Source organism: Marinovum sp. J2-8 (genome assembly GCF_055808435.1).
Genome location: NZ_JBVVRZ010000006.1, coordinates 265,498 through 283,883, shown reverse-complemented (window position 1 = coordinate 283,883; position 18,386 = coordinate 265,498). Strand labels below are relative to the sequence as shown.

General features: G+C 61.9%; 17 protein-coding genes and 1 pseudogene. 7 read left to right on the top strand and 11 right to left on the bottom strand.

The genetic code is table 11. The features are described from left to right. Positions 1-95: 95 nt before the first annotated feature. From derI to AC0L4F_RS18305, 8 genes and pseudogenes are all read right to left on the bottom strand, one after another. Entirely contained in the window at positions 96-551 is a 456-nt protein-coding gene (gene derI / locus AC0L4F_RS18340) for a D-erythrulose-4-phosphate isomerase (RefSeq protein ID WP_244690853.1), read from the bottom strand. Positions 552-586: 35 nt separating this feature from the next. Next, positions 587-1,354, bottom strand: coding sequence for a triose-phosphate isomerase (locus AC0L4F_RS18335; protein ID WP_244690852.1), 768 nt, complete (start codon positions 1,352-1,354; stop codon positions 587-589). A 12-nt stretch (positions 1,355-1,366) separates the two neighbouring features. Further along, positions 1,367-2,131, bottom strand: a complete 765-nt coding sequence (locus AC0L4F_RS18330) for a DeoR/GlpR family DNA-binding transcription regulator (protein WP_244690851.1) — start codon at positions 2,129-2,131, stop codon at positions 1,367-1,369. A gap of 162 nt (positions 2,132-2,293) precedes the next feature. After that, entirely contained in the window at positions 2,294-3,259 is a 966-nt protein-coding gene (locus AC0L4F_RS18325) for a sugar-binding transcriptional regulator (protein ID WP_244690850.1), read from the bottom strand. A gap of 117 nt (positions 3,260-3,376) precedes the next feature. After that, complete coding sequence (locus AC0L4F_RS18320; protein ID WP_244690849.1) at positions 3,377-4,309, bottom strand: TIM barrel protein; 933 nt, start codon at positions 4,307-4,309, stop codon at positions 3,377-3,379. A 1-nt stretch (position 4,310) separates the two neighbouring features. Continuing rightward, a pseudogene (locus tag AC0L4F_RS18315) lies at positions 4,311-5,820 on the bottom strand (glycerol-3-phosphate dehydrogenase). A 3-nt stretch (positions 5,821-5,823) separates the two neighbouring features. Continuing rightward, positions 5,824-6,618, bottom strand: a complete 795-nt coding sequence (locus AC0L4F_RS18310) for an FGGY-family carbohydrate kinase (protein WP_280520663.1) — start codon at positions 6,616-6,618, stop codon at positions 5,824-5,826. Positions 6,619-6,651: 33 nt separating this feature from the next. Further along, entirely contained in the window at positions 6,652-7,392 is a 741-nt protein-coding gene (locus tag AC0L4F_RS18305) for an FGGY family carbohydrate kinase (protein ID WP_244690847.1), read from the bottom strand. A gap of 406 nt (positions 7,393-7,798) precedes the next feature. On the opposite strand from AC0L4F_RS18305, the gene AC0L4F_RS18300 reads away from it, so the two are divergent. The 5 genes from AC0L4F_RS18300 to AC0L4F_RS18280 all read left to right on the top strand — a co-directional run bounded on the left by AC0L4F_RS18300 (position 7,799) and on the right by AC0L4F_RS18280 (position 12,951). Further along, positions 7,799-8,452: a DUF2291 domain-containing protein gene (locus AC0L4F_RS18300; RefSeq protein WP_244690846.1), complete on the top strand. Its 654-nt coding sequence runs from the start codon at positions 7,799-7,801 to the stop codon at positions 8,450-8,452. Beyond that, positions 8,452-9,387: an ATP-binding cassette domain-containing protein gene (locus AC0L4F_RS18295; RefSeq protein WP_244690845.1), complete on the top strand. Its 936-nt coding sequence runs from the start codon at positions 8,452-8,454 to the stop codon at positions 9,385-9,387. The genes AC0L4F_RS18300 and AC0L4F_RS18295 overlap by 1 nt, the downstream gene beginning before the upstream one ends. Beyond that, positions 9,327-10,847 carry a sugar-binding domain-containing protein gene (locus AC0L4F_RS18290; RefSeq protein ID WP_244690844.1) on the top strand — a complete coding sequence of 507 codons (1,521 nt, stop codon included), beginning with the start codon at positions 9,327-9,329 and terminating at the stop codon, positions 10,845-10,847. Before AC0L4F_RS18295 ends, AC0L4F_RS18290 begins: the two co-directional genes overlap by 61 nt. Next, positions 10,844-11,908 (top strand): ABC transporter permease, encoded by a 1,065-nt coding sequence (locus AC0L4F_RS18285; protein WP_244690843.1) that lies wholly within the window; start codon positions 10,844-10,846, stop codon positions 11,906-11,908. The genes AC0L4F_RS18290 and AC0L4F_RS18285 overlap by 4 nt, the downstream gene beginning before the upstream one ends. Before the next feature lie 95 nt (positions 11,909-12,003). Further along, positions 12,004-12,951, top strand: coding sequence for a D-ribose ABC transporter substrate-binding protein (locus AC0L4F_RS18280; RefSeq protein ID WP_244690842.1), 948 nt, complete (start codon positions 12,004-12,006; stop codon positions 12,949-12,951). A gap of 98 nt (positions 12,952-13,049) precedes the next feature. Here AC0L4F_RS18280 and AC0L4F_RS18275 read toward each other — a convergent pair whose 3' ends face one another. Then, on the bottom strand, positions 13,050-13,646 hold the full coding sequence (locus AC0L4F_RS18275) for a MarR family winged helix-turn-helix transcriptional regulator (RefSeq protein ID WP_244690841.1): 597 nt from the start codon (positions 13,644-13,646) through the stop codon (positions 13,050-13,052). A gap of 115 nt (positions 13,647-13,761) precedes the next feature. On the opposite strand from AC0L4F_RS18275, the gene AC0L4F_RS18270 reads away from it, so the two are divergent. Then, on the top strand, positions 13,762-15,288 hold the full coding sequence (locus tag AC0L4F_RS18270; RefSeq protein WP_244690840.1) for an MDR family MFS transporter: 1,527 nt from the start codon (positions 13,762-13,764) through the stop codon (positions 15,286-15,288). Between the two features lie 12 nt (positions 15,289-15,300). On the opposite strand, the gene AC0L4F_RS18265 is transcribed toward AC0L4F_RS18270, so the two are convergent. After that, a complete protein-coding gene (locus AC0L4F_RS18265) occupies positions 15,301-15,972 on the bottom strand; it encodes a GntR family transcriptional regulator (protein ID WP_244690839.1) in 672 nt (223 codons plus the stop codon). After that, entirely contained in the window at positions 15,969-17,003 is a 1,035-nt protein-coding gene (locus AC0L4F_RS18260; RefSeq protein ID WP_244690838.1) for a Gfo/Idh/MocA family protein, read from the bottom strand. The genes AC0L4F_RS18265 and AC0L4F_RS18260 overlap by 4 nt, the downstream gene beginning before the upstream one ends. A 305-nt stretch (positions 17,004-17,308) precedes the next feature. Here AC0L4F_RS18260 and AC0L4F_RS18255 point away from each other — a divergent pair, with 305 nt between their 5' ends. Beyond that, the gene (locus AC0L4F_RS18255) at positions 17,309-18,328 is read left to right on the top strand and encodes a TRAP transporter substrate-binding protein (RefSeq protein WP_244690837.1); all 1,020 of its coding nucleotides are present in this window, start codon (positions 17,309-17,311) and stop codon (positions 18,326-18,328) included. Positions 18,329-18,386 lie beyond the last annotated feature (58 nt).

Below are 18,386 nucleotides of genomic sequence, written 5' to 3'. Positions count from 1 at the left end.
CGGTTGTGGTTCAGGTCCGGTGGGTATTCGGGCCCGGTGGATATTTGTGACCCGTGGCTATTTGTGACCCGTGGTCAATCGGGCCGAATTACACCTCAGGCCCGGTTGTATTTGGCGTCAACCGCATCAATGGCACCGACATTGTCCGCCGATCTGCCCTGTGGGTCGAAAGCCGCAGCAAGAAAGGCATCGGCGATGTCCTTGGCCAGTTCAGCCCCGATTACCCGCGCGCCCATGGTGATGATCTGGGCGTTGTTCGAGGTCGCGGCCTTGCCCGCGGAATAGGTGTCGTGACATTGCGCGGCCCGGATGCCCGGCACCTTGTTTGCGGCCAGACAGACCCCGATGCCGGTGCCACAGCACAGGATCGCCCGGTCATAATCGCCGGCCAATACGGCGCTGGCGACACGGTCCGACAGATTGGCATAAAAGGCGTCGGGGCCCGCATCGGTGCGCGAGATTTCGGCCACCTCATGGTTGGCTTTCAGGTGGTCGGCCAGGATCTTGGCCAATCCTTCGCCTGCGCTGTCGCCTGCAACGGCAATTTTCATGGAACTCTCTCCTCTACGTCAAATGGCGGTTGGTGTCAGATCGCGGCGGCGCAACGGTCCAGAATGTCGAGATAGCCTTCGACGTTCCAGGCAGAGCGCCCGATGAAAAGCCCATCAATATGCGGGCAGGTGATCAGGTCCTGGCAATTGTCGGGGTTGACCGAACCGCCATAAAGACAGGGCAGGGGGCGACCCAGAATATCGTTGGCCACGGCAATGATTTCCGCCTGTCGGGCGTCGGCGTATTCCGATGTGGCGGGAATGCCGTTTTCCCCGATCGCCCAGACCGGTTCATAGGCAAGCAGGATTTCGGCGGTCTTCTGGTCGGCGCTCAGCCGGCCCAGCGCGCCGCGCACCTGTGCGGCCAGCACCTCCTGGGCGCGGCCGCTTTCGCGGTCGTCCAGCGTTTCGCCGATGCAGATCAACGGGATCAGCCCATGGCGCACGGCGGCCTCTGTTTTCAGGCCGACGGTGTCGTCGGTTTCGCCAAAATGGGCGCGGCGTTCGGAATGGCCGAGTTCAACAATGTCCAACCCGCAATCGGTCAGCATCGGGGCCGAAACCTCGCCTGTCCAGGCACCCTGATCGGCCCAATGCATGTTTTGTGCGCCGACCTTGACCGAGGTTTCCGCCAGAATTTGCTTGACCTCGCGCACGGCGGTGAACGGCGGGATCACAAACCGTTGCAGGCGCGGATCGCGCGCCGCATCCGCCGCCGCGAGGGTTTCGGCAAATTGCCGGGCCTCGGCGAGGGTCTTGTTCATTTTCCAACTGGTTCCGATCCAGTAATCTGTCTGGGTCATTTTGGTGCCTCTTTATGTGTCGGCCAGGGTCAGGGTCAGCCCCGCACGATCAAGTGCTGCGCGGCTTTCGGGGGCAGGGGCGGTGTCGGTGATGATGTGGTCAAAATCGGACAAACCCGCGAGCCGATGCAGGGCGACCTGATCAAAGCGGCTGTGATTGACCAACAGCACGCGCTGTGCCGCCTGGTCCATCATGGCCAGTTTGGCGCGCACAACGGTGTCGTCCATATGAAACACCTCCAGCCCGGCCACGGCGGGGGCCGAGATGAAGCAGATGTCGGCGCGCAACCCGGCGAGGCTGTCCTCTGTCACCTTGCCAAGATAGGCGTTGAATTTGGCGGAATAGACCCCGCCAAGCGCAATCAGGGTGATGCCGGGTTCGGCGCGCAGCGTGTCGATCACGGCGGCATTGTTGGAAATCACCGTCAGCGGCCGTTTGGACACCAGCAATTGCCCGAGGATGGCGGCCATCGAGCCGTCGTTGATCATCACCGTCATGCCCGGTTCGACCAAATGCTGGGCGGCCTCGGCCATGGCGGTTTTTGCGGCGCGGTCCTGGCGTTCGCGAAAGCGGAAATCGCTTTCGAACTGGGTGCCGGACCGGATGGTTGCGCCGCCCCGGATCTTGCGCAGGAGGCCCGCAGTTTCGAGGTCGTCCAGATCGCGGTGAATGGTCATGCGCGAGACCTGAAAATGGTCAGAGAGCGCATCGAGGTCGACCTCGCCCCGGGTCACCAGCAGATCCATGATCGCCTGTTGTCTGTCGTCACGTTTCACGGGGAATCCTCCTGTGCGTAACATCCCATGTCACAAATCGAACGTCAATAATGTTATGTTGTTATTTTGTGATGTGATATTTGCCGCGCAAGACATCTGCGCGGCAAAGACATGCGCGCCCTGCCGGTTTTTTGCGTTACAACCTGTTGGCGATCATCCCGATCAGCCGGGATCGTCCCGAAGAAGGCCGCGCGCGGTGCGTTCATCGGTGATCAACCCCGAGAGCCGGCCGCTGTTCAACACGGCGCGCAGCGGCGCGACTTTTTCCGGGCCGCCCGCCAGCGCAATGATCCGGTCTTCGCGGGTGTCATCCAGCGACACCGCCAGCGTGCGCGCGGTCAGCGCGGTTTCCAGGGAATTGCCGTCGGGATCAAAGAAATGACCCAGCATCTCGCCCGCGCCGCCGGCCCGCGAAATTGCCTCGATTTCGGCGGGTTCGATCATGCCGGAGGTGACAAGCGTGGTTTCGGTCTTGGCGGTGCCGATGCCGACAATCTTCAACGGGGCGGTTTCGGCCAGTTGAAATACCTCGGCCACGCCATGTTGCGCCAACAGAACCTCGCGGTCCTCGGCGGTATTGGCGAAAAACGGCACCGGCATCACATAGGCCCGCGCGCCGGTTTTTTCCGCCAGAAGATGCATCACATCATGCGGGTTGGCGGCAAAGTTCCGGGTCAGCCCGCCGAGCAGCGACACAAAGCTGAGCCCGGTGGTGCTGAAACGGGGCATGGTGCGGACCGCCTCGGCCAGGGTGCGGCCATGTCCGATGCCGATGGTCTGCATTTCGCCGCTTTCCATCCAGCGCCGCAAACGTGAGGCCCCGGCCAGACCAAGCGTGCGAAAGGGAATGCCGTCTTCGTCCAGATCGGGCGCAACTTCGCAGGTTTGCAGGCCGTATTGCGCGCAGAGCGCCTGTTCCAGCTCGATGCATTCGATGATGTCGCCCTCGATCGAGACCTTGACCGCGCCTTCGGCCACGGCGCGGGCAATCAGGCGGTGGGCCTTGACCGAGGGCACGCCGATACGCTTGGCGACCTCGGCCTGACGTAACCCGCCAACAAAATGCAACCAGGCGGCGCGGATCGCCAGGGAATGCTCTGCATTTGTTGCACCGCGGTCTTTTGCCATGTTCCATCCTTTGGTCTGCGGCGGCTGTCGCGCGCCGTTTGAATTGCGCCTGTCTATAATGCGTGTCGGCACCGTTTGGTCCAGAAATATCGGATGACTGCGCCTTTCGGGCCGGTTTCAGATGTTCAGATCACGTGCCCCGCTGTCGATATGTGGGGCCCAGAACGCGACGCTTTCGGCGATCTGGGATATCACCTGGCGGTCGTTCGGGTCGCGTTCCTTGAACGACAGCTCAAGGCAGATTTCATTGTCGATGGCGCCGCCGGCGGCAAATGCATCCAGCAGCGGCGTGGGTTGGATCGCGCCCTTGGCGTTGAAGTCGGCGGTAAACGGGCGGTGGCCGGATTTGTCCATCATGGATTGTTTGATGTGAATGATCGGCGACACCCGCGGCACCGCGCGCGCCCAGGCGTAAGGGTCGGTGTCGTCGGGATCGGGGCTGGTGACATCGCCGTGGTCAATGTCGGCCATCATCCACATCGGCACCGCCATATTTGCCGCGCTCAGCCGGGCTTGCAGGTCAAGGCTTGCGGCGATGGTTTCGCCAAATTCTCGTCCGACGCTCATCGGTTCCCAAAAGACATAGGCAAGACCGGCGGTCTTGGCGTGATCGGCCACCTCGGCCCAGCAGTCGATGGCGATCTGCATCAGTTCGGCGCGCCGCGCGGCATCGTCGTAATCGCGATAGGTGAAAATCGCGAATTGCGTGCCGACCGAAGTGCCGCCGAGATCGGCAATGATATCGGCAAAGGTTTTGAACCAATCGACATAATAGCGGCGCACATCGCGATCCGGGTGGCCAAAATGGTTGAGCCGCCCATAAGGCCCGGTCATGCCGCTGGTGACGCGGGCGCCGGTGCGGTGCAGCGCCGCCCGCATGTCGCGGGTCAGGCGGCGGATCACCGGCGCGGGCCAGGAGGGGTTGATGAATTCATGCGTCAACTGGATGTCGCGGATGCGGATGTCACGGGCAATGGCGGTGATCAGGTCATCGGGTTCGGCAAACCGGTTGACCAGCGGATTGGTGTTCAGCGAAAGCGTCAGCGCCATCTTAGGCGGCCTCCCTCTGGTCTTCGAACCATTTGGTGAACCGGGCCTGTTCCTCGGCGCTCAGATGCAGGCGGTGTTTGGTGCGCCGCCACAGAATGTCCTCGGCGGTTTGTGCCCATTCATGTGCCAGAAGATAGGTGACCTCGGCCTCGTAGAGCGTGCCGCCGAAATGCCGACCCAATCCGTCAAGCGTGGTTGCCGTGCCAACGATCCGGTCGACCCGTGTGCCATAAAGCCGGCCGTAATGCTGGCGCAGGGCGCGCGGCATCCAAGGGTAATCCCGTTTCAGATCGTTGCGAAAGGTTTCGTAGTCTGCATTTGCGATGTCGCCGCCGGGCAGGGGGGCATTTTCGGTCCAATCCTCGCCCATCCGGGGGAAATAGGCGGCAATCTTGTGCAGCCCGCGTTCGGCCAATTCGCGAAAGGTGGTGATCTTGCCGCCAAAGATGTTCAACAGCGGCGCGCCGCCGGTGTCGTCAATGTCAAAGACATAATCGCGGGTCACCGCCGAGGGGTTGCCCTTGCCATCATCAAACAGCGGGCGCACGCCGGAAAAGGTGGTCAGCACATCGTCGCGGGTCAGCTGTTCCTTGAAGTATTTGTTCACCGCGTCGATCAGATATTGCACCTCTGAACTCGTCAGCCTGGACATCTTCGGCCCGGCCCTCATAGGCGATGTCGGTGGTGCCGATCAGCGCCTTGTCGCGTTCATAGGGGTTGATGAAAATCACCCGTTTGTCATGGTTCTGGACCAGATAGGCGTTTTCGCCCTTCCAGAATTTCGGCACGATGATGTGGCTGCCCTTGACCAGCCGCACGTTGCGGGGGGAATTCGATCCGGCGACGCGATTGACCACATCCGTGACCCAGGGACCGGCGGCATTGACCAGAAGTTTGGCGCGGAAATCCCGGGTTTCGCCGGTGACGGAATGCCGGGTTGTCACCCGCCAATGCCCGTCTTCGCGCCGGGCCGAGGTGCAGGGCGACCGGGTCAGAATGGTGGCCCCGCGTTCCGCCGCATCCAGCGCGTTCAGCACCACCAGCCGCGCATCATCGACCCAGCAATCGGAATATTCGAAGCCGCGTTTGTAGCTGTCTTTGATCGCCGCGCCCTCTGGATCGCGGTGAAGGTTCAGCGTGCGGGTGCCGGGCAGTTTCTTGCGCCCGCCCAGATGGTCATAGAGAAACAGGCCCAGCCGCACCAACCAGGCCGGGCGATCCTGTGGCGAATGCGGCAGGACAAAGCGCATTGGCCAGATCAGATGCGGGGCGTTTTTCATCAGCACCTCGCGTTCGATCAGCGCCTCGCGCACCAGACGGAATTCGTAATATTCCAGATAGCGCAGCCCGCCATGCACCAGCTTGCCCGAGCGCGAAGAGGTGCCTTCGGCGAGGTCATCCTTTTCACACAGAACAACGCTCAGGCCGCGGCCTGCGGCGTCACGGGCAATGCCGGCCCCATTGATGCCGCCGCCAATCACAAACAGGTCAACCTCTTGAATATCGCTCATGTCTCAGGCTCCTTGCGCATGGCGCGCCGCCGCCAGCCCGTCCCAGACGGGGGCAAGACCACTGCGCGCGTGTCGGTAATTGGTAAAAAGACGGTCATAGATTGGCACCAGATCCGGGTCGGGGGGTTCCGGGCTGTTCAGAAGCGGGGTGGTCCAATCGGCGATGCAGGCATCCATCGTGTCATAGGCGCCGATCGCCACCGCCGCCATCATGGCACAGCCTGCGGCGCCGGCCTCCTCGCGCGCGGAAACCCGCACCGGGGTGTTGAGCGCGGCGGCCAGAACGCGGCGCAGCGCCGCCGAGCGTGCCGCCCCGCCGGTCAGGCGCAATTCGCGCGGCATGTCGCCCATGGCGGCGTAACAATCGCGCGCGGCCATGCCCAAACCTTCGATTACGGCGCGGATCACATCCGGGAAACGGTGGCCGGCGTTCAGCCCGACAAGGCTGGCGCGGGCATCGGCATTGACAAAGGGGCCGCGTTCGCCGGCCTCGGATATATAGGGGTGATAGACCAGCGCGCCGGGGTGGGACCGTGCCATCCAGCCGTCGATCCGGGCCACCATATCCGCGTGCGAGGGGGCCTTGCCGACCTCGGACATCAGATCCTCGGCCAGGGACAGCGCCCAGTCGATGTTGAGGGTGGCGGCCATGTTGGTCTGGACCTGTGTCACCAGATTCGGGACCGGCAGGCAGATCACATATCCCGTGCCTTCGGTATTGAGATGCACCGCGTCAGAGGTCACAGCCCGCATATGCACCCCGGTTGAGCCGACTGTGGAACAGGCCCGCGCCGGCATCGCCGGTATGGACCCCCGCGCCAAGCGCGGTCATCACCATATCGACATAGCCAAGCGACACCGGCGTGCCGCGCGCAGCCCGGTTTGTGCGGCGGCGGCGGCGGTCAGGGGGCGGGTGTCCTGGGCGCCGTCGATGATGTCGGGCAACAGATGGCGGCGGTGCGTCAATCCCAGCGCGGCAATCACCCGGTCGCTGTAGGCTCTTGTGCGGAAATCGCCAAAGGTAAAACTGGCCTCCGAGGGGTCGGTGGCGCGTGTGCCGGTCAGGTTGAGAAACAGCCAGTCCTTGCAATGCAGGGCCACTTCGGCGCGGTCCAGAATTTCGGGGCAGGTGGCATCCATATGGGCCAACTGGCTGCCCTGTTGGCAGGTGTTGAGCCCGGTTCCGGTGGCTTCGAACCTTGCGCGTTCGTCGGGTCCGGCGGCCAGTCGCCGCACGGTCGGCGCGGCGCGGGCATCAAGCCAGAGCCAGGCATCGGTCACCGCAGCATTGTCCGCGCCTGCAAGCCAGGTGCCATCGCCCTGACCGGTCAGGGCCACGGCGGCCGTGCGGCGCGCCAATCCGGTGATCTTGTCGCCAAGACCGCGCAGGGCGGCGGCGCAATCGGACCAGGTTTGCGGCAGGGATTGCGTGGCGGACCCATCCGCGCCCATCACATAGGAATTGCGTACCGAAGCGGCGGCAATCTGGCGTCCCGCCAGATCAAAGGCCACGGCCTTTATCACCGATGTGCCGGCATCCACGCCGATGATCAGATCGGACGAATTGGCCATGTGCTGCCTCCCTTTGGCTTGTGCTTCACGCCTGCCCCTCCCCTGTGACCCCGCATATTATCCTGCGATTTTGCCGGATTTTTTGCGGATGACGCTGTGCCGGGACGGTGGATTGCTCCGCGTCCGGTTGAGTTAGCTCTAGCATAAAAAATTTTGGCTGTCTGAAATTTTTTGCAGACAACGAAATTTTTTTCGAATAGGGTTTGTTCAATCCGTTACATCCACTGGGTGGGACGAGTTGCCGGTCCCGATGGAAATTGAGGAGTTTCCGGAGCAGCGACAGAGGGAGGAAAAGTTCAATATCAGTTGGTTGGACAATTTCCTGACATGACGGCGCTGGGGGTTTCCGGCGCAGAATCACCACCGCCCGGTCACCCGGGTCGGACAGAAAAGAGGCACGTCTGTAATGGCCACAACCGGCACCCTATCTGCCAGCACGTCCAAAGCGACGCGACGCAAGACACTCTTTGCTATCGCTGGGGTTGTATTGCTTGGCGCAATGGCCCTCGACACCAAGGTGGTGACAATCGGCGGAGACGAAGACCTGCGCCAACAGGCGTTCAACCCGGATCGGTTCGGCGCAGAGGAATTTCCGCCTGTGCGCGATCATGTGATTGAAAAGGCGCCCGAGGCGGCGCAGCTGGCCGCGGAGCTGGCCAGCGACAAGGCCGCAGCGATCGCCGCCTATGGCAGGATGTCCGGGGCATTTCCGGTGATGACGGTCCGTTTGACCGGCACGGCGGGCGAGGGCAAATCGGGAATTTTCACCGTCGCGGTTGAGGGTCTGCCTGAGGGCACCGGCGTGCGGGTCCAGACCGGCCCGGCGATCAATGGCACCGAGCTGCGCGACATCACCGGCGACATCGAATTCGGCGCATTCAAGAACCAGATCGAATATCAGGACGCCGGCGCCGGTTTAAATCGCGCCATGGCGGCCGAGGTTCTGGCCGGGCTGGACCGCGATGCGCTGACGGGCAAGACCGTCACCGTGACCGGCGTGTTCACCATGATCAATCCGAAAAACTGGCTGGTCACCCCGGTGGCCTTTGAGGTGCAGTGATGCAAACCGAAGCCCGGCACGTGCCAACAAGCGCAACCCGCGACAGGGCCGCGCCCGACAAGACCGAGGTTGTATTGGCAGCCCGCGATGTCACCAAGAGTTTCGGCGCGGTCCATGCGTTGAAAGGTGTGAATTTTGACGTGCATCGCGGTCAGGTCACCACGCTGTTTGGTGAAAATGGCGCGGGCAAATCGACCCTGATGAAGATCCTGTCGGGGGTGCATTTGCCGACCTCTGGCGAATTGATCCTTGATGGCAAACCGCTGGCGATCAAATCCACGGTCGAAGCCCGCGAACAGGGGATTTCGATCATTCACCAGGAACTGTCGCTGGCGCCGAATATGAATGTGCGCGACAATATCTTTATGGGCCGCGAGATCATGGGCCCGCGCGGGGTAAATTTCGCCGAAGAGGAACGCCAGTGCCGCGCGCTTATGGCGGAGCTGGAAGAAGACATTGATCCGCTGACCCCGGTCGAGGATCTGCGTCTGGGCCAGCAGCAGATTGTTGAAATCGCCCGTGCGCTTTCGGTGAATTCCCGCATTCTGATCATGGACGAGCCGACATCGGCGCTGTCAGCATCCGAGGTCGAGGTGCTGTTCAAGGTGATCCATGACCTGAAGGCGCGGGGGGTGTCGATTGTCTATATCTCGCACCATCTGGAAGAGGCATTGGAAATCACCGATCACGCGGTGGTGCTGCGGGATGGGGTGATGACCGCCTATGCGCCGCGCGCCGAGATTGATCTGGAATGGATCGTGCGCAACATGGTGGGCGAGAATTTCGATCTGGGATCGCCGCCAGAGGTGGAATTTGGCGATGTCGCGCTGTCGATCAGGAACCTGAGCGTGCCTCCGGCGGGTCGGGGTTTTCGGTGGTGGATCGGCTGTCGCTGGATCTGCGTCAGGGCGAGATCGTTTGCATCTATGGTCTGATGGGCGCAGGACGGACCGAGATGATGGAATGTATCGCCGGACGTTTGCCCGCGTCGGGCGGGTCGGTGGCGCTGCATGGTCGGGATCTGGCGGGCATGTCCATCGCCCAGCGGATCGAGGCCGGTCTGGTGCTGACGCCGGAGGATCGCCAGCGCGACGGGTTGGTGCAGACCATGTCGGTCGGACAGAACCTGTCGCTGGCCTCTATCGGGGCGTTTACCAAACGGTTGTTTACTTCTCGCCCGGACGAACAGGCGATCATTGACCGGTCGATCCGCGAGGTCACGATCAAGACCGATGGCGGCGGGGCGGCGATCGGGTCGCTGTCGGGTGGCAATCAACAGAAGGTGGTGATCGGCAAGATGCTGGCGACCAAACCGTCCGTGGTGTTGCTGGACGAACCTTCGCGCGGCATCGACATCGGGGCCAAGGCCGAGGTGTTCCGCCTGTTGGCGGAAGGCGCGCAGCAGGGGCTGGCGGTGGTTTATTCCACCTCTGAGGTCAGTGAATGTCTGTCCATCGCCCATCGCATTGTCGTCATGCACAAGGGTAAGATTTCCGCCAGCTTCGGCCCCGACGCCACCAAGGAACAAATCATGGCGGCCTCGGGTGAGGTTGATCTGGAACAGAGCCTGATCGCGGCCTTTGGGCTGGACCATTGTCAGGTGGTTGCCGATGCGGGGCAGGATGATCTGGGGCGGGATGGTGACGCACTGGCGCTTGGGCCGTTGGGGCGCGCGGGTGGTGCGTTTTTGTCCGCCGAAATCTCTGCTGGAAATTCTGCCGCAAACTCTGGCGGGGGCACCCGGGTGATCGGGGTCGGCCATGGCCGGACGCTTCTGGCCTGTGCGGATACGCCCGATTTGCCGCAGGCGCAGGATCTGAAAATCGTGTCGCTGATGGGGGCGCTGACCGGTGGCGCGGATGAAAATCCACATACCATTGTGTCACATCTGGCGGCGCGGACCGGGGCAGAGCCGGTGGTGATGCCGGCGCCCTTTATCGCCAATTCCGCGGCGGATCGCGCGGTGCTTTTGAACCAGGGCGCGGTTCAACAAGCGGCGGCATTGGCCGCGCAGGCGGATCTTTTGATTGTTGGCATCGGCACCACCACGCCAGAGGCCGAATTGGTCAGCGCAGGCATGATTGCACCGGCGGACATGGCCGGGATTGCGCAGGCCGGCGGGGTTGGCGAAATGCTGGGCCACTTCTTTGACCGGCGCGGGAAACCCGTGGGTCAGGAGGTCAGCGACCGCATTCTGACCCTGCCGCGCGACCAGCTGAAAGGCCGCCGCATTGTCGCCGTGGCCGGCGGCGCCCTGAAACCCCAAGCCATCAAAGCCGTTCTGGAGAGCGGATTGTTGCGCGGGCTGATCATCGACGAACACGCAGCACGGGCCATTGTCGAAATGGACAGCCCCAACGCCGCGCAGCACGGAAACGGAGACCTGAAGTCATGACCGACGTCACCACCCACAAGAAACATGGCTCGGGCGGGCTGATCGCCCAGATGTTCGGGGAGAAAGCCAGTCTCGTGCAGATATTGCTGGAGGGGCGGGCGTTTTTCGCGCTGATCGCCATTATCGCGATCTTTTCCTTTCTGTCGCCGAATTACGCGACGGTGTCGAACTTTCTTATCATGGCCAATCACGTTGCGATTTTCGGCCTGTTGTCCATTGGCATGATGCTGGTGATCCTGAATGGCGGCATCGACCTTTCGGTTGGGTCGGTGTTGGGGCTGACCGGGGTTTTTGCCGGCTATCTGATGCAGGGGATCGAGCTGGAGGCGGCGGGGGTGATCCTTTATCCGCCGGTCTGGGCGGTGGTGTTGCTGACGCTGGCGCTTGGTGCATTTGTCGGCGCGGTCAACGGTATACTGGTTGCGTTTTTCCGGGTGCCGGCCTTTGTCGCCACTTTGGGTTCGCTCTATGTGGCGCGCGGCGTGGCGCTTTTGATGACCAATGGTCTGACGTTCAACAACCTGTCGGGGCGGCCGGAATTCGGCAACACCGGGTTCAACTGGCTGGGCTTCAACCGTATCGGCGGCGTGCCGATCGGGGTGATTGTGCTGGCGGTGGTGGCGATTTTGGCGGGGCTTTTGCTGGCGCGGACCGCATTTGGTCGCTGGCTCTATTCGTCGGGCGGCAATGAACGCGCGGCGGAATTGTCCGGCGTGCCGGTCAAGAAGGTTCAGATCACGGTTTATGTTCTGTCGGGGGTCTGTGCCGCGATTGCGGGGCTGGTGCTGTCGTCCCAGCTGACGTCGGCGGGGCCGACGGCGGGCACCACCTATGAATTGACGGCGATTGCCGCGGTTGTGGTCGGCGGCGCGAGCCTGATGGGCGGGCGCGGCACGGTGCGCGGCACGTTGCTGGGGGCTTTTGTCATCGGCTTTCTGTCAGATGGTCTCGTGATTATCGGCGTCAGTTCCTACTGGCAGACGGTGTTTACCGGTGCGGTGATCGTGCTCGCCGTGATGCTGAATTCGATCCAATACGGGGGCAAAGGCCGCAAGGGCTGATCCCCATCCAGTTTCGCGGATATTCGGGCGAGGAGACCCGACGCGAAGATCGCCGGTCCGCCGGCACCCAACCAACCCCAAGGGAGAGACTTCCAATGATCTCATTTACCAAACGCGCGCTTTTGGCCGCTGCGGCCTCGTTGCCACTGATGGCCTGCTCGGCCTGGGCCGAAGGCCTGATCTCGATCATCGTTACCGATCCGGCAAATCCGTATTGGTTTACCGAAGGCGAAGTTGCCAAGGCCACCGCCGAGGAACTGGGGTATGAGGCCACCGTGGCCGCCCACAAAGGTGACACCAACACCGAATCCAACCTGATTGACGCCGCGATCACCAATGGCGCCAAGGCGATCATTCTTGATCCGGCCAATGCCGATGGGTCGGTGGGTGTGGTGCGCAAGGCCACCGAAGCCGGCATTCCGGTGTTCCTGGTCAATGCGGAAATCAACGAGGCCGGCATTGCGATTGCCCAGCTTGTGTCGAACAACGCCCAGGGCGCGGCGATTGGAGCTGTGGCCTGGCAGAGCATGGTTGGCGACGAAGCGAAATATGTCGAATTCTTTGGCAACCCCGCTGACAACAACGCCGCCACCCGGTCGAACGGTTACAACACCGTGCTGAGCCAATATCCCGGTCTGGAAAAAGTGGCCGAGGAAGTGGCCAATTGGGACCGGACCCAAGGTTACAACAAGATGCAGTCGATCATTCAGGCCAACCCGGAAATCGACGCTGTGATTTCGGGCAATGACGAAATGGCGCTGGGGGCGATTGCCGCGCTGAAGGAAGCGGGCAAGCTGGACGGTGTGTTTGTGGGCGGATTTGACGGATCGCCCGATGCGGTCGAAGCGGTCAAGGCCGGCGAAATGGCCTATACCGTGCTGCAACCGGTTGCTGTGTTTTCGCGCGAAGCGGTGGTGCAGGCCGATTACTATATCAAGAACGGCACACCGATGGTCGACGCGGAAAAGCAGCTGTTTGACTGCCTGCTGATCACGCCGGACAATGTGGCCAATTACACCGGCCCCTTCACTCTGACGCAATAAGATCTATCACAAAAGTCTATTGGGCGCGCGGCGGTTGTCGCGCGCTTTCGTGTCGGGTTGGGCGTGCCGGACCCTTTGGTTGTACTGATGGCGGGGGTCTAGGGCGCGGTGTCTGTCAGGCTGCTGCGCAGGCGGTCGATTTCGGCGGCGATCTTGCCGGTGGGATCTTCGGAGGTTTCCGACCAGGCGGAAAACCGTTCCAACAGCGGGATAAAGGTCGCCAGCTCCTCTGGGCTCCAGCCTTTGAGAAAATTGCCAAGGATCAGAAATTTGTACCGGCGCACGGCCTGAACGATTTGTGCGCCCTCCGGGGTCAGTTCCAGCACGGCGCGGCGGGCGTCTTCCTGGCTGACGGCGCGGCGGATCAGGCCAAGACGGATCAATTCCGATGTCAGGCGGCTGGCGCGTGAGGGATCAATCCCAAGCCGGGTGGCCACGGTCGAGACCATGACATCGCCCTCGGGGGTGTCGGCAAATTCATTCGACGGTGCCCAGACCACCATCAACACGTCCAGCAACGCCAGATCGAGATCAAGCCCAAGATCGGCCAGGGCCCGTTGCCCCAATTCGCGTTTGACCACCCGTCGGCGCCAATGCTGCATGATGGCATCCAGTTCAAAGGCCGATTGGCTCAGGTCTTCGCCGATGTCGGCCTGCGCAAGCAGGCGTTTCAGATCTGTGTCACGGTCGGGCAAGGCCTCGCTCTCCAAATAGATGCTGTTGACATTTACATGCTGCCAGCACATAAATGCAAGCAACATTGATTTTAAGGCTGGGGCAGCATCGCCCACAGCCCCCGGAGAATGTATTATGAGCACCGCAACAACGCAAAACCCGACTGACGTCGGGGCCAACCGCTATCAAACCCGAATTGCGCTTGCCGCTGTGGCGGTGACGCTGCTTTTTGCGTCACTGGGACAAACCATTGTAACCACGGCGATTCCGGTCATGGTGGCGGATCTTGGCGGCATGGAGAATATGACCTGGGTCATCACCGCCTATTTGCTGGCCTCGACAATCGGTGCGCCGGTGGCGGGCAAGCTGGGGGATCTTTATGGCCGCAAGATGGTGGTGCAGTTGGGGATCTTTGTCTTTCTGGCGGGCGCGACGCTGGCGGGATTGGCGTATTCGATGGAGGTGTTGATCGCCGGGCGGGTGATCCAGGGGCTGGGCGGCGGCGGTTTGATCGTGGTGTCGATGGCCATTGTCGCCGATGTTCTACCGGCCCGGCAACGCGGTCAGGCGCAGGGCATGATGGGGGCGGTGTTCGGGATTTCCACCGTCATTGGCCCCTTGTTCGGTGGCTTTCTGGTCGAGGCGCTGAGCTGGCATTGGATCTTCTTTGCCAATTTCCCGATTGGTCTGTTGGCGCTGGTGGTGTTGCATGCGGCGCTGCCGGATCTGAAACGCAACCGGGCGGTCAAGCTGGACATTGCCGGGGCGATTTTGCTGGCGGTGCTGTTGTCGGTTGCGGTTCTGGTGTCGAACCTTGGCGGGTCGGTGCTGGCCTGGGGCAGTGTGGAAATGCTTGGGATGATTGGTCTGGGTCTTGCGGCGTTGGCCGGGTTCATCGTGGTGGAAAGCCGCGCGGCGGAACCGGTGTTGCCGCTCAGCCTGTTTCGCAACAACACATTTCTGGTGGTCAACACCGTGGGGTTCATGGTGGGCGTTGCGATGTTCAGCACGATCACCTTCATGCCGTTGTATTTGCAGGTGGTGCAGGGCGTGACGCCGGCGGTGTCCGGTTTGTTCCTGACGCCGATGATGGTCGGGTTGATTGCGTCGTCTGCCGGGGCGGGCCGGGTGATGAGCCGCACCGGGCGCTACAAGTGGATGCCGGTGCTGTCGACCGCGTTGCTGGCGCTTGCGATGCTGGCCCTGTCGACTCTGTCGGTCGGGTCGTCGCTTTGGGTGGTGGCGCTGTCGATGGTGCTGGTCGGATTGGGGCTGGGGCCGGTGTTTTCCATTGGCATTGCCGCGATTCAGAACGATGTGCCACGGCATATGCTGGGCGTTGGCACGGCAAGCGCCAATATGTTCCGTCTGATTGGCGGGTCGGTGGGGACGGCGGCCTTTGGGGCGTTGTTCAGTGCCAATCTGACGCAGAATTTGGCCGGGCATCTGCCGGACACCGCCGGTCAGGGCATCGGGTCGATCAGTGCCGAATTGGTGTCGCATCTGCCGGTACAGGCACAGCACGCGGTCTTTGCCGGGTTTTCCAACGCGCTGCATCCGGTGTTCTGGATCGCGGCGGGGCTGGCGGCGGTGGCCTGTCTTGTGTCGCTGCGGTTGCGGGAAATTCCCATGGCGGATACCGCGGTCCAGGGGCCGACTTGACAGGGTCTGACCCTAAAGCAGGCTGAGCCGGTGCTTTTTCAACAGGCCAAGCAACATGGCCTTGGCATATTGGCGATGGTCGCGGTGGCGGGCGGCGGCCCTTTCGGCGTCGCCATCGCGGATCGCCTCTAGCACCGCATGGTGATCGGCGTTTGACCGATCCGGGGCCGGGCGCATGTAAAGCGTGGTCAGACGGGCGCGGGCGACCTGGTCGCTCATCATTTCAAAGATGTCCATCGCCCGCCGATTTGCCCCCAGCCGCATCAATTCACGATGAAACCGGTGATCGGCGCGGGCCCATGTATCGCGGTCCTCGGCCAGCAGGGCGCGGTCCATATCCTTGATCGCCTGGCTCAGGTTTTCCAGCGCGGATTCGGGTGGGCGATCCTCGGCCGCCTTGCGCGCGGCGAGGGTCTCGAGCTCTGTGAGGATGTCATAGATTTCTTCCATGTCGGCGGGGGACACCGGCAGAATGCGCACGCCTTTGCGCGGGCGGACCGACAACAGCCCACGGGATTCCAGCATGACACAGGCCTCGCGCACCGGGGTGCGTGACATGCTGAGCTTTTCCGCCAGCTCGCTTTCCAGATGGTCGGTGCCGGCGGCAAGTTCGCCCGACAGGATCATGTCCCGCAATCGGGTTTGGGCCCGCTGGGCGTTGGAAGGGGTGTGCAGTGTCGTCACGTTTGGGGCAGCCTGACTTTTTGGCCGGAATTGGCAGATTGGTATATTGCCTGTTCGATCCCTATGACCGCAAGGTAGTCAGAGGCGGTATTTTCCGGCGTATGGCCATTGCGCACCGCTGCCACCACATGGGATTGCAGATGATGCACGCAATCGCCGCCAAATCCGGGAAAGTCCGGCGCCGGCATCCATGTGTCGATGTCGCGGCTGCCAAAGGCGCGGAACGACACCGCGCCGTCACCCCCCAGTGACAACGTGCCTTTGGTGCCTTCGATTTCGGCCTCGCCCATGGTTTTGCGGTGGTTTTCGGCGGCGTGATCCAACAGCCGGTTGCCATCAAACAGGCTGCGCACGCCGTTCGGGTGATCAAACAGGATATAGCCTGCATCCTCGCCGGCAATGACCGGATTGACCCGGCGCAGATCGGCATAGACCGCCGTTGGTTCGCCCAGCAGATAGCGAAAGGTGTCAACCCAATGCACTGCGGTTTCATGCACCAGAAAACGCTCCATCTTCTGGAAATAGGGTTGGCGTTCGAGATAGGCGTCAGGCCCCTGGCCATCCCCGGGGCGCAGGCGGAAGGTCATTTGCAGCACGGTGCCGACCTTGCCACTGTCGAGCGCATCGCGCATCGCCCGATACCAGGGCTGAAAGCGGAAATTTTCATGCACCACCAGGGTGGCGCCCTGTGCTGCGGCCTCGGCTGTGATGGCGCGGGCCTCGTCCAGATCGCGGCAAAAGGGTTTCTGGCAGATGATGGTTTTGATGCCATGGGCCAGCGCAGTGCGGATGGTGTCAGCGTGGCCGGGCGGCGGCACGATGATGTCGAGAATGTCGGGGCTGGTCTGGGTCAGCATCCGGTCCAGATCATCAAAGGGCGGCGCGCCATGCACGCCCGCCCGCGCCATATCCAGATCACATTGACCCACCAATGACACGCCGGGCATTCGGGTCCAGCTGTCGACATGAAACTGGCTGAAATAGCCGCCCCGACACAGGCGACGCGCAGTGCAGTGTCGGTCATGATGCATATCCGACGGTGGTGGTCATTCTGTCTGTCTGGCTGCGAAGGGCGGTTCGGTGTGGCATGTCCTGTCCTTGGTTCATGTGTCTTCGGGCCTGTTTCGGTCTCGGCCAGTTTCAAGTGCGATCGGGTGTCATGGCCCGGCGGAAATGGCCAGCCCCCGCACCTGATGTCCAACCCATGTCAGCGCCCGGTTCAGACCCGGTGATTTGCATTTCAGCGCGAGTATACCGATTGCGGCAGTTGACAGCGCATTCATTAACGCATACGCAAATTAATGCAATAACCAAGATCGCTCAGGGAGGAGCTGATATGAAATTTGCCACGACGCCCATTTTTGGGGCCCCCATTTTGAAGGCCATAGCGACCAGTGCAATTTTGGCCTTGGCCGCCGGGGCTGCGGATGCGCAGTCCATTTTGAAATTCAGCCACACCGACAATCCCGGCGGGTCGCGCGACCAGGCCGCCAAGGTTTTTGCTGAAAAAGTCGAAGAATATACCGAAGGCCGCTACAAGGTGCGGATCTTTCCGGCCTGCCAATTGGGCAATGACCCCAAGGCGATCGAGCAGCTGCAACTGGGCGGCGTCGATTTCACCGTATCGGCCACCGGATCTTATGCGACACATATGCCGTCGCTGAACCTGACGGCGATGCCGTTCCTGGTGGACAGCTATGAGCAGGGCTGGGCGTTTTACGACAGTTCCGAATGGCTTCAGGGTGAATTCGCCAAGATGCCGGAAAAGGGCATTCGCGTTCTGTCGACATGGGAGGCCGGTTTCCGCAGCTTTACCACCACATTCCCGCTGAACAGCCCCGCCGATGCCGAAGGCAAGAAGATGCGGGTTTTTCCCAACGACATGATCCGCTGGACGATGGAGGCCATCGGGTTCCAGACCGTGGTGATGCCGGTGACAGACGTCTATCTGGCGATCCAGCAGGGCACTGTGCATGGTCAGGAAAACCCGGTTGATACCATCGTGTCGCTGAAATTTGCCGAAGTCGCGCCGAACCTGACGCTGACGCGCCATGTCTATTCGCCGCTGCCGTTGACCGTGGCGGAAAGCACATGGGGCAAATTGTCGGACACGGACAAGGCGGCCATTCAAAAGGCGGCTGCTGAATCTTCGGCGTTCAGCCGCAAATTGGTGGCGGATTTGGTCTCTGCACAGATTGAACAGCTGGAGGCCGACGGCACTACGATCATCACGCCGGATATCGGCCCGTTCCGCGATGCCGTGGCCAGCGTCTATGACAAGGCCCGCGAAGTGTATGGCGCCGAGGTCGTTGACCGGGTGCTGGCCGATGCCGCCGCAATTCGCGCCGCGCATTGATCTGAGCTGAAACGACCTATGGCCGGGCGTCGCTATGCGCCCGGTCTTCCCGAATTCC